The organism is Paenibacillus sp. W4I10, from assembly GCF_030816325.1.
In the GTDB taxonomy this organism is placed as follows: domain Bacteria; phylum Bacillota; class Bacilli; order Paenibacillales; family Paenibacillaceae; genus Paenibacillus; species Paenibacillus amylolyticus_B.
The window spans coordinates 2,206,410-2,218,615 of sequence record NZ_JAUSXX010000001.1 but is presented as its reverse complement, the minus strand read 5'-3'; the positions used below and the strand labels follow the sequence as shown (position 1 = coordinate 2,218,615).

At 44.1% G+C, this 12,206-nt stretch carries 8 protein-coding genes; 5 read left to right on the top strand and 3 right to left on the bottom strand.

What is annotated here, in order from left to right; translation table 11 throughout:
• Positions 1–930, bottom strand: a complete 930-nt coding sequence (cyoE, locus tag QF049_RS09825) for a heme o synthase (protein WP_036608378.1) — start codon at positions 928–930, stop codon at positions 1–3.
• Between the two features lie 462 nt (positions 931–1,392).
• Between cyoE and QF049_RS09820 the strand changes: the two genes are divergently transcribed.
• A complete protein-coding gene (locus tag QF049_RS09820; protein WP_307543167.1) occupies positions 1,393–2,313 on the top strand; it encodes an NAD(P)/FAD-dependent oxidoreductase in 921 nt (306 codons plus the stop codon).
• Positions 2,314–2,612: 299 nt separating this feature from the next.
• Positions 2,613–5,876 carry a bifunctional cytochrome P450/NADPH--P450 reductase gene (locus QF049_RS09815; RefSeq protein ID WP_307536968.1) on the top strand — a complete coding sequence of 1,088 codons (3,264 nt, stop codon included), beginning with the start codon at positions 2,613–2,615 and terminating at the stop codon, positions 5,874–5,876.
• A 303-nt stretch (positions 5,877–6,179) separates the two neighbouring features.
• Here QF049_RS09815 and QF049_RS09810 read toward each other — a convergent pair whose 3' ends face one another.
• The gene (locus QF049_RS09810) at positions 6,180–7,613 is read right to left on the bottom strand and encodes a right-handed parallel beta-helix repeat-containing protein (RefSeq protein ID WP_307536966.1); all 1,434 of its coding nucleotides are present in this window, start codon (positions 7,611–7,613) and stop codon (positions 6,180–6,182) included.
• Positions 7,614–7,873: 260 nt separating this feature from the next.
• On the opposite strand from QF049_RS09810, the gene QF049_RS09805 reads away from it, so the two are divergent.
• From QF049_RS09805 to QF049_RS09795, 3 genes are all read left to right on the top strand, one after another.
• On the top strand, positions 7,874–8,461 hold the full coding sequence (locus tag QF049_RS09805) for a TetR/AcrR family transcriptional regulator (protein WP_074094904.1): 588 nt from the start codon (positions 7,874–7,876) through the stop codon (positions 8,459–8,461).
• 68 nt (positions 8,462–8,529) lie between these two features.
• Positions 8,530–10,011 carry a DHA2 family efflux MFS transporter permease subunit gene (locus QF049_RS09800; protein WP_307543165.1) on the top strand — a complete coding sequence of 494 codons (1,482 nt, stop codon included), beginning with the start codon at positions 8,530–8,532 and terminating at the stop codon, positions 10,009–10,011.
• Between the two features lie 311 nt (positions 10,012–10,322).
• Positions 10,323–10,970 carry a protein kinase family protein gene (locus QF049_RS09795; protein ID WP_307536964.1) on the top strand — a complete coding sequence of 216 codons (648 nt, stop codon included), beginning with the start codon at positions 10,323–10,325 and terminating at the stop codon, positions 10,968–10,970.
• 87 nt (positions 10,971–11,057) lie between these two features.
• Here the strand turns inward: QF049_RS09795 and QF049_RS09790 are convergent, their stop codons facing one another.
• Complete coding sequence (locus QF049_RS09790; RefSeq protein WP_307536962.1) at positions 11,058–12,035, bottom strand: alpha/beta fold hydrolase; 978 nt, start codon at positions 12,033–12,035, stop codon at positions 11,058–11,060.
• Positions 12,036–12,206 lie beyond the last annotated feature (171 nt).

Here is a 12,206-nt window from a genome sequence, read left to right as displayed (position 1 = left end):
TTATCTCATCATTTGAGCAATCAAGGAATACGCAATGATGACCAGGAAGATAATAGTGATATGGTTAATGGAGAAGATAAACATCCGTTTGGACCATTTCTCTGTTTCTTTCTTATCAAAGGTAGCCACACTAAGAATGAGCCAGGCCAAGCTAACCAGAAATGCCACAATAGCGACAAATGGACTCATTGGCCAAAATAAAAAGCTGGAGATCAGTAACAGTACCAGATACACATTTGTCTGAATGTATGTCCGTCTAATACCTTTAACAACGGGTAGCATGGGAACACCAGCAGCTTTGTATTCGTCAAATCGACGAATCGCAATCCCGTAGAAGTGAGGCATTTGCCATAAGAGCATCGTAACGACCAATGCCCAGATCTCGAAATGACCCAGTTCCGGTGAAATGGCTGCCCAACCGATGAGCGGAGGCACAGCACCCGAAAGACTTCCCACTTCCGTGTTGTAGATCGTTGTACGTTTGGTCCACATCGTGTAAGGGAACACGTAAAGCAACAGACCCAAAATACCAAATACAGCAGCGGATGGGGAAGCGATGTACAACATGATGCCCCCAATGATAGTGATTGCAATACCGAGAATTAGACCCGACTTGGTATCTACGCGTCCCGTAACGGTAGGACGTTTCTTCGTACGTTCCATGATCGCATCGATATCACGATCATACAAGTTGTTAAACACCCCTGCAGCTCCAATAATGAGAGAAGACCCAATAAAGGAAAGGATGATTGGTACAATATTAGCTAAGATTGAAGCATCAAATACATATAAAGCCAAACTTAAACCCGCAAACATGGCGATCAGGTTGGACTTGATGATTCCGATTTTGATCGTATCGAAGAATACTTTCGGAATCGAGCTATACTCCAGGCTGATATTGGTCTGTGAACCATTATTCAATGTTTTCAAGAACTCACTTCCTATATCTATACTTATATATTATGTCGCTATTATACCATTCAATACACTATGTGATTTAATTAACGTTTTAGTATTTAAAATAATGTCATTTGATTGTGAACAATTTAAAAACAAGGTTTTTTTTAATTGTTAAATAATTATTTCTGTGTTACAGGAGAGAATCGAAAAATCAGGGTATAACAGTGATTTAAAGTTTGTTCTGTCATTGTAGTGTAAGTGTAAATAATCTTTTATTCAACTCACACAGGCTGGATTGAAGAAAGTAGTTAAAGATATATGTTGCAAAATGGTTGGGTTTTGATTATTGTAGATATAAGATATCTTTAATAGTCTTGTTTGAATGTGTTCCTGTAATTCTCCGATATTACTTTCTTAAGAGAAAGCGGAGGTTATTTTTAAAACTTAATTAGAGATATTAAATGTCTGGAAAGGGTGAATAATATGAGTAATATGAATCAACTCTTGGATGTACTTATTATTGGTGGAGGACCAGCGGGGCTTAATGCAGCCCTAGTACTCGGCAGGGCCCGTAAGAACGTTGTGGTCATCGATGATGAGACACCGCGAAACTGGGTAACAAGGGAGACTCATGGGTTTGTGACAAGAGATGGGGCTAGTCCACGCGAATTCCGCAAAGCAGCCAAAGAACAGATTGCAGCGTATCCCTCAGTTCAATTTGCATCCGATACGGCAACAGCGATAACAGGTAACGATGGTGATTTTCTAATCAAGACTACTCAGGGGGCAAGTTATCGCACGAAAAAGATTTTGTTTGCGGTAGGTAAGAAAGACCTTCCCTTGGATATTAACGGATTAACAGAGATTTACGGTAAAAGTGCGTTTGTGTGTCCATATTGTGATGGATGGGAGTTAAGAGACCAATCGCTGGTCATCATCGTTAGTGGAGATAAGGCGTTACATATGGCAAAAGTCATATCCGGCTGGACAGAACGTTATACGATCTGTACGAATGGATCAGATTCCTTAACTGATGAGCAGCGTGAAGAGCTTAAGCAGCATCATGTTACTGTATTCGATGCACCGATTCAATCCATTAACTCTGAAGAAGGGATGGTACAGCAAGTTGTACTAAATGACGGTACAGCGATTCCATGCACAGGAGTTTTCTTCCAACCGAAACTGTTTACCGGATCAGAACTGCCGAAGGCCATCGGTTGTGAAATTACAGAGTCAGGAACGGTTATCGTTGATGCTACCGGCAAAACATCCGTAGCGGGTGTATACAGTGCTGGTGATGCAGCATCCGAGTTGTATCAGGCAATCACGGCTGCGTCTCTGGGGGCATTGTCTGCGGTAAGCATTAATAATGAATTGAATTTCGAGAAATGGGATGAGCCAAGTCATCATTAGATTAAATGAATAAGCGTCATAGAATCATAGCGTCACAAGTTCACACAGTAGGGGATTGCATATGCAATCCTCTACTTGTTGTTTTCAGCCTAAACGTTGAATGATTTCAATGAGAGGGAATGCAGCCGGAAGAAAATTTGATATTAAATCAATTATGGTTTATCATTTTATCAAATGATACATATTTCTATCATTTATAAAATCATTAAAGGAGAGATCACTTATGAATGAAAGCAGAGCAGCCATCATATGGCTAACGAATACCTTGCTCCACGGTGTACAGTTAAGAGGTGATCATCATGAGTGATGCAACTTACATTCCACAACCCAAAATGTATGGACCACTTGGCAATCTGCCTTTGATAGATAAAGATAAACCAACGTTGTCGTTAGGTGTTCTGGCTGAACAGCATGGTCCAATATATCGACTTACCGTTCCCGGTTATTCCGGTTTAATCGTATCTGGGCCAGATCTTGTCGCTGAGTTGTGCGATGTGTCCCGTTTTGACAAATATGTATACAATGAACTCGAAAATGTACGTGCCTTTGGAGGCGATGGTTTATTTACAAGCAGAACATCGGAGCCCAATTGGAAAAAGGCCCATAACATTCTGCTTCCCACCTTCAGCAAACAGGCCATGAAAGGTTATCATCCCATGATGGTTGATATTGCCGAACAGTTGATCAACAAATGGGTACGCCTCAATTCCAACGATACGATTGATGTTGCCGATGATATGACACGCCTTACGTTGGATACCATTGGACTATGTGGATTCAATTATCGGTTTAACAGTTTTTACAGACAGGACCACAGCCCTTTTATTGAAAGTATGGTTCGGGCATTAAATGAAGCTATGCAGAAGAGTTCACGTTTGAAAATTCAAAACCTGCTGATGGTCAAAACCAGACGGCAGTTCCAGGACGATATACAGACAATGTTCTCTCTGGTAGATCAGATTATTGAGGAACGTAAAGCGAGTTCAGAACCTGGTGAGGTGGACTTGCTTGCACGTATGCTGAATGGCAAAGATCCGGAAACCGGAGAGACGCTGGATGATGAGAACATCCGTTATCAGATTATTACTTTTCTCATTGCCGGACATGAAACGACGAGTGGTTTGTTATCTTTTGCCCTATATTTTTTATTGAAAAATCCGGAATCACTTCAAAAAGCGTATGGCGAGGTAGATCGGATCATGGTCAGTGACTCACCGCAGTACGAGGAAATTCTTCAGCTTTCTTATATTCGCATGATTCTCAGTGAGTCGCTCCGTCTATACCCAACCGCCCCGGGATTTGACGTTTGTGCCAAAGAAGACACCGTCATAGGTGGCAAATATCCCTTGAAAAAAGGGGAGAGTTGCAGTATTCTTCTGCCTCAGCTTCACCGTGATAAAGGGGCCTGGGGAGAGGATGCGGAACTTTTCCGTCCGGAGCGATTTGAAGATACGGCGAAAGTGCCTCATCATGCGTATAAACCTTTTGGTAATGGGGAGAGAGCGTGTATCGGCATGCAGTTTGCTTTATATGAAGCAACACTTGTGCTTGGCATGGTCCTCAAACATTTTGAGCTGATCGATTATAGCAACTATGAGTTGGATGTCAAACAGACACTGACATTGAAGCCGGGAGACTTCCGGATCCAGGTGAAAGAGCGCAAGGTGTCACAAAAGATGAATAAGTCTACCGTATCCGTGGAAGAGAAACCTGCTCCTGTTGTTCATAAAAATATAGCAAGTGACAGCCGGAGGGGAGAAATCCTGGCCGTTGAAGCAGATGGTAACCCTTCGCTCCTGGTGGTATATGGTTCCAATCTGGGAACGGCAGAAGGCATTGCCCGAGAGCTTGTGGAGAAAGGGCGTTTGTATGGAATCCCAAGTGAAGCAGCCACTCTGAATGAGTGGGTTGGCCGCATACCTCGCCAAGGTGTCGTTCTCATCGTCACTGCTTCGTATAACGGTAAACCTCCGCAAAATGCTACGGCATTTGTAGACTGGTTGAAGGGAGCAGAGACAGAGGAAGCAAGGGATGTAAACTATGCAGTTCTGGGCTGTGGAGATCGGAGTTGGTCCGGAACGTACCAGAGCATTCCTCGATTGATAGATGAGAAGCTTGAAGAATTGGGAGGTAAAAGACTGTTATCCCGCTGTGAAGCCGATGCCGGAGGTGATATGGAGAAACAAGTTGAGGCGTGGCAGCTTATGTTGTGGCCTCAGGTGTTGAGTGTCTTGGGGATTAACGAGGAAGCAATCAAATCCTCCAAGCCAAGCACAAGCAGACTTCAAATGGAGTTTGTAAGTGAGGAAATGGATATGCCACTTGCACGAACTTTTGATGCCAGCTATGCCACGATTGTAGTCAATGAAGAGCTTCAAGCGATGGGAAGTGGAAGAAGCACGCGTCACATCGAAGTGTTACTGCCTGAAGGCATAAGTTATAGAGAAGGCGACCATCTCGGTGTGTTGCCTAGCAATCAGAAGCAGAATGTGGATCGGATACTCAGTCGGTTCGGACTACGTCGGGATACTCCGATCCAATTAACTTCGGACGTCAGCCATCTTACACACCTACCACTGAACAGACCCGTCAAGATTCATGAGCTGCTCGCTCATTGTGTGGAATTGCAGACACCGGTTTCCAGAACACAGCTGCAGGAGTTAGCTAATCATACGGTATGTCCACCTCATAAGCGTGAACTGGAAGGCATGTTGGATGAAAACAGCTACAAGGATTATATTCTTGCCAATCGAATCACGATGTTGGACCTGCTAGAAAAGTATGAGGCGTGTGAGCTGCCATTCGAAAGGTTCCTTGAACTATTGCCTCCGCTTAAGCCCAGATATTATTCAATATCCAGCTCGCCAAGCCTGAATACCGAGCAAGCGAGCATAACGGTATCGGTAGTAAGAGAGCCTGCATGGAGTGGCAAAGGCGAATACCAGGGAGTTGCTTCATCTTACCTTGCCGGTTGTCCATCCGGAGAACGTATTCTGATGTTTGTACGTACGTCGGAATCCGAATTTTATTTGCCGAAAGAGGCTGACGTACCCATGATCATGGTGGGACCGGGGACGGGGGTCGCACCGTTCAGAGGTTTCCTCCAGGCGAGAGCGGTCATGAAACAGAGAGGTTTGCCACTGAGTGAAGCGCATTTGTTCTTTGGGTGCAGGAATGATTCAGATTTCATATATCGTCAGGAGCTTGAGCATTTCGAACGGGAAGGGATTGTTAAGCTACACACTGCTTTTTCTCGTGCGGATGGCAAGCCCAAAACGTATGTACAGCATTTGATGAAGGAGGATTCCGAACAGTTGATTCACATGCTGATGAACGAAGGAAAACTCTACGTATGCGGGGATGGAAGCCAGATGGCTCCTGCGGTAGAAGAGACTTTACAGCAATCATATCAGGAGGTGCAGGGAGCAACGATGCAGCAAGCGAAAGACTGGCTCATTCAGCTTCAGGCCGAAGGACGCTACGTGCAAGACGTGTGGGCAGGTAAACGAACGGTTGAACCCTCTCAACTTCAATCAGTAGTTTACCAGAAAGTACACAAGTAGTACCTTACGCACAAAAGTATATAACTTGGCAAATCATTCTACCTAAGTCTCAATTTCCAACGCTTGGTGATATTCCGATGACAGCAAGTTATAATGTTGATCCATATCGGGGACAACTTACACTACAATCCGTTGATGGTCAGACAGGTTATACATGGACCGTGACCTACGGAGGTTATGTAACCTATTAATTAATAATGGAATAATGCTCTACTCATCCAAAAACAGCCGTTCGATCTGGAGTTCCACATCCAAATCGGCGGCTGTTTTGATTAGGCGCTTTGTAAGAACGAGTATTGATTCTTATCTGGAATCCTGAATCGTTGCTGTACTGTTGTTGGCGCTCAGGGCGGAAATCGGATCGAAAGGGGGCCCTGTTATTGTACCTACGAGCAGTGCAATATCCACCGCATTGACCGGGCTGCCCCATGAATTCCCAGAGAAGACCATGACGGCCCGGTCATTAACAAATCCTCGGGTATTATAAACAACATTGCTAATAACTTCTCCAGTCGTATTAGGGTTAAAGTAGGCTGGCTGACGTAAGGAATAAAAAATATTATTTTGTACAAGCAAACCAGTCATATTTCCAGTCTGAGTCACGAGACCACGATTGACAACCCAACCTGAAGAAGGGCCAGCTTGAGGAGGACCGAATATCGTATTATTTATTACGGTGTGGTTGGTTCCGCCTAATTGAATAAACTCAACAGCATAAGGATTATCACTCGTGATCGTTAATCCGTCTACAATTACTCCGCTTCCAATGATAGTGAAAGGGATAACAGCAGCTTGTAACAGGATGATTGTACTAGGATAGCCTTTTAGAGTTATTCCTGCTTTATTAATGGTAATGTTCGCAGTGATTGGGTATGTGCCACCAAGGATATGAACGGTTCCTGTTGGAGATACCGCGGTTACACCTTGTTGAATCGTTCCAAAAGGACTGGCCTGTGTTCCATTTCCGCCCACTGCGCCTTGTAAAACATATACATCAAAAGGATTTGGCTGGACTGTGCCCGTGGCTCCGGTTGCACCCGTGGTGCCAGTAACACCAGTCGCTCCAGTTGCTCCAGCGAGGCCAGTTGTTCCAGTGGCACCTGTATTGCCCGTAGTCCCCGTCGCACCTGTAGCTCCGGTAGGGCCCTCCGGACCGCCAGATGGTCCTGTGTCACCCGTGGTTCCTGTCGCGCCTGTGACTCCGGTAAGTCCAGTGGAGCCGGTAATGCCCGTAGCCCCGGTAGGACCTGTCGCGCCAGTGTCACCCGTGGCACCTGTCGTCCCAGTAACTCCACTGATGCCCGTAGCACCTGTAAATCCTGTAGAGCCGGTAATACCTGTGGCGCCTGTAGCTCCTGTAGCCCCGGTAGCTCCATTAAAATTCTCGCTGCCAAATAATTCGGAATAAACGAGCCGGTGAGCAGCAACCAAAGAGCCTGCGCTGTTTTTCCCCCAAAAAGAAACCAAAATGTCCTCAGGGGTTGCTCCTGTAACTGTAATAACGTATTCGAAACTGTTAAGATCGGCAAAATAAGTTCGTGTAGCAACAGCACCGGGTAAGATTGTGAATTGCTCACTTACGTATAAAGCTCTGCTTGTAATTAATGAATATCCCTGGACAAGTATAGTTGCGGCGTTCATGGCATTCTGATTTTCAACTTTAATGGAAACGATCTGAGTTGGCCTTACCCCATTTACGGGGCTATTATCAATAGGTCCAGTTAGCAGGATTGCCAAGTTTCTCACTCCTTTTCTCAAAAATCGAAATTAAGTGTGATTCGCACTGATGTATGTTTATTCGAAGACAGGGAAAAGTTCCCTACTTTCTCAGAATGAAATGTATAAAAGGTAATAATTAAAAAAGAGGATGTTACGATGACTCTGATATGAAAATGCTTTCAAATAAAATTAGAAATAAAAATGATTGACAGTCCTTATCTGAACGAGTTTAATTATATAGACCGATTGTTATAATTATTTGAAGGAAGTGGCTTTCGTTGAGTGAAAAGTCTAATGCTAGAGAGTCCATTGTCAGCACAGCAGCGAGACTGTTTTTTTCACAAGGATATCATGCGACCGGTCTGAATCAGATCATCAAAGAGAGTAGTACGCCGAAAGGGTCGTTGTATCATTATTTCCCGCAAGGCAAGGAAGAGCTCGCGCACGAGTGTATTCAAAAAGCCAATGAACAAATCTTGCAGACATTTGAGAAAACATTTGCAGCCCACGACAATACGGGGGATGCCATTCAGAGATTTATTCATGATTTGGCTCATGAAACAGAAGCAGCAGGGTTTACCGGATTTCTGCCATTCAGCTTCTGGGCAGCTGTGGAGACTTCGTGTATTAGTCAGCAGTTGCGTATTGCATGTCAGGGTGTATTTGCAGATTGGCAGGATGTCATTAAGAAACATCTGATTCTGGATGGCGTTGGTGAAGAGAAGGCGCGGGAGACGGCACTTCTGATCATTTCTTTGATGGAGGGAGCACTGATTATCAGCCTGACAAATCAAGATAAACAGCCTCTGCTGACGGCTGCTGAGTATTTGTCGGTTGTGACGAAGAACGCCAAACAGATTCAATAAGTTATAGCAAGAGACAGAGAAAAAGAAAGTTCGATACGTTTGAGGAGGATGGGATCGTGGAGGTTTCCATGAAGGCTGATTCTGCACAGAATCAACAAGAAACTAAGCAATACAAGGTATTTCCGATTTTGTTCGCAATGCTGCTGAGCGGCTTTATAGGTCTGTTTGGTGAAACGGCATTAAACGTGGCTTTGACACCACTTATGGGTCTGCTTGAAGTTGGACCTACAACGATTCAATGGTTAACCACAGGTTACTTGCTTGTGTTGGGAATCCTGGTGCCGGTATCCGGTATGCTGTTGCAATGGTTTACAACCAGACAGCTGTTCACAACGTCCCTGATTTTCTCGATTGCAGGAACATTTGTTGCTGCACTTGCACCTAGCTTCGAAATTCTGTTGGTGGCACGGGTACTACAGGCGATAGGTACAGCGCTATTGTTGCCACTGATGTTTAACACCATATTGGTTATTTTCCCGATTGAAAAACGTGGAGCGGCCATGGGATTGATTGGTTTGGTTATCATGTTTGCACCAGCAAGCGGTCCGAGTATCTCCGGTCTGATTCTGGCTAATCTGAGCTGGCATTGGATCTTCTGGATCTCCTTGCCGTTCTTCCTGATCTCACTGGTATGCGGCTTGTTGTTCTTGCCGAATATTTCGAAATTGACCAAGCCCAAAATTGACGTACTGTCCATTATCCTTTCTACCCTTGGTTTTGGTGGTATCGTATACGGCTTCAGTAGTGCAGGGGGACACGGGGAAACTGGCGGAGGCTGGACGAGTCCGGTCGTTGTTGCCACTCTCGTTATTGGTGTGTTGTCCTTACTGTTATTCAGTATCCGTCAGTTGAGAATGAAACAGCCAATGATGGATTTGCGAGCGTTCAAATATCCGATGTTTACGATTGGCTTGATCCTGATATTCATCTGTATGATGATGATGCTGTCATCCATGCTGATCCTGCCAATGTATCTGCAACAAGGTATGGCCGTTACAGCGTTAACTGCCGGACTGGTTCTATTGCCGGGCAGTTTGCTGAATGGTTTACTGTCTCCGGTTATGGGTCGACTGTTTGACAAGTTCGGTCCGAAGTGGCTTGTGATTATTGGTCTGGCTGTCGTGACGGTTGTACTCTTCATGTACACTGGGATTACACCAACAACGACACTGGCCAAAATTATTACGCTGCATGTGTTCATGATGGTCGGAATCTCGATGATTATGATGCCTGCACAGACGAATGGTCTGAACCAATTGCCACGTGAGTATTATCCTCACGGTACTGCCATCATGAATACGTTGCAACAGGTATCCGGAGCGATCGGTACGGCTGTTGCGGTAAGTATTCTGAGCGCAGGACAATCCCGCTTTTTGAGCGGAGTGGCGAATCCGGAAAGTCCAGAAAATCAACTGGCAGGTTTCACGTCAGGTGTACAGAATGCGTTTGTATTCGCATTGGTTCTGTCGATTATCGGTCTGATTACTTCACTCTTCGTGAAGCGGGTCAAAGTAGGATCAACGTCAGGACAACAAGGTCCTATGCATTAATCCATTCACTAACAATAATAATTAAATATTATATAAGAGCGATGTGTCCCTTAACTCTAAGGACGCATCGCTTTTTTGCATATTTATTCTATCTTTTTTGGTGTTGACGTGAAACGGGTTACAGCCTTTAGAGTAAAAATGTAGCCGGAATATGGCGGTTCAAAGAATGAATTTCAGAGCAAATACTTCATGTTCCGGCAAAATTGTATATGTTCATACTAATATAAAAGGGTAATATAGAATGTATTAGTACAATTTTTAACCAATTCGAAAACGGTTTATATTTTATTTTTAATCAAGGAGACATCATTATGATCATCATCAATCCCATTGACAATAACATTGAAAAGATGCTGTTGCACTACGAAAAAAATGGCCATCTCACTCTACAGGCTTCGCTTATTAGTAATAGCTCGGTTGCATATAGATTGCAAGACTATTGTCTCAAGGTATATGCTTCACGTGCAAGATTGGATGGGGAGATGGAAAGTGAAGCACTTAGGGCATTGCAGAGTAATTCTTATGCACCTAAATTGTATGCGTATTCACCAGGTGAGTACACCCTGACAGAGTGGATTGAAGCATACAAACTGAAAGAGTACCGTGTGACATATGGACACATTCCTCCCAACTTGATATACGATATGTTTACGACGGAACTTCAGCAGATTCATGCTGGATATTGGGACTGGGATGTCATCCGATATGAGAATTTGCTCTGGACCAAGACAGGTGATGTGAAGAGAACGAACTTTTGGTTGTGTGAGCCTGTGAACTCCAGACGTGAGAGCTTATATAACCAAGTCATTCGAAGAATTGATAACATCTACAATGGCGATCGAACCGAAATGGAGGCGATGCAGCAGTACTTTTACCGTCACCGGCTCAGCTCATCTGAAATTGAACAAGCCTTCAGCGATTTCCGGTCTCAACGGCCAAGACTGGCGAAAGCACAATAAATCTCATACTTAAAACCCCAAAGATATTAGAGAATCTTTGGGGTTTCTTTCATGATATAACATAGCCCTACTTTAGTAGAGTGTACGTTACTTCTTCACCAGGGCCAATATTTCATCGGCAACGAGGTCAGGATGATATTGATGGATGTAATGGTCGGTATCTTTAATGGTTACCTGTTTCGAATCATCTGACCAAGATTTGAATTCTACTTGTGTTTTATCCCATTCGGGCTCACTTGCACCAAAGTAATCAGCCGTCAGTATGGTGAGTGGAAACGGTAAGGTTTGCTTGTGATCTACAACCACTTTGCCATTTTCAGCTATTTCACGTAATTCATCCAACGTGTTTGCATTGCCATAGTTGTGCAACAGCGCAGTTGTATCCAATTTTTTCAGATCGTCGGGTACAAGTTTCAGTTCATTACGATTGGCATTGGATGTTTCGACAACCAAGTCAGATTGCATGGAGAGGCGGAATAGTCCGGTGTGGATACGGAATTTATTCGCAAAACCACCAATTGTGTCTGCCAAAGAGTCATCGTCATTCGAATAATATTCGGGGCTTCCGCCATCAATCATGACGATACCCTTGACGAGATCCGGGTATTTTTGTGCGAAACGGATGGTTTCCAGCGAGCCGAGCGAATGCCCAACTAATACATAAGGTGGCTTCTGTCCAGATACCTGCAACAACTCGTGTAATTCTTCAGCTATGGTATCGACATCACGTTTCTTATCGGTCTGATCACTATATCCATAGCCAAATCGATCATATACAGCGAATTTTGTGTTGGGAGCAAGCTTTTCATATAATGGATAATAATCTACATAGGGATTAGCGGTCCCCCAGCCGGAGGCGAGCACGACTGTTACATCGCCTTCTCCACCAGTATATAGATGCATATTGTCTCCATGGACTTCGTACAGCTTTCCAGGGGGGACGAGTATTTTGGCATCTTGCCTTAAACCCACTTGTTGGTAGATCACGCCTGCACCCAGAAGTAACAGAATTACCGCGAGGTCAAATATCAAAAACTTAACTAATCTTTTACGCCATTTCTTCATGTTCTCTCACATACTCTCCATGTATTTTCTCTATCATATATGCCCAATCTTATAGGAGAGAAAACAGAGTCTTAATTCTATCTTAATTGAGTTTATTTCCGATCATGGGGAATGGGCGTGTTCTAGTGAAAATTGAATATCAACGGCCAATGAATTAATATATAGCTACGA

Bases quoted from the DNA above. Each gene is read 5' to 3' on its own strand.
- QF049_RS09820 (WP_307543167.1), top strand. From the start codon at position 1,393: ATGAATCAACTCTTGGATGTACTTATTATTGGTGGAGGACCAGCGGGG.
- QF049_RS09815 (WP_307536968.1), top strand. From the start codon at position 2,613: ATGAGTGATGCAACTTACATTCCACAACCCAAAATGTATGGACCACTT.
- QF049_RS09795 (WP_307536964.1), top strand. From the start codon at position 10,323: ATGATCATCATCAATCCCATTGACAATAACATTGAAAAGATGCTGTTG.
- QF049_RS09790 (WP_307536962.1), bottom strand. From the start codon at position 12,035: ATGAAGAAATGGCGTAAAAGATTAGTTAAGTTTTTGATATTTGACCTC.
- QF049_RS09800 (WP_307543165.1), top strand. From the start codon at position 8,530: ATGAAGGCTGATTCTGCACAGAATCAACAAGAAACTAAGCAATACAAG.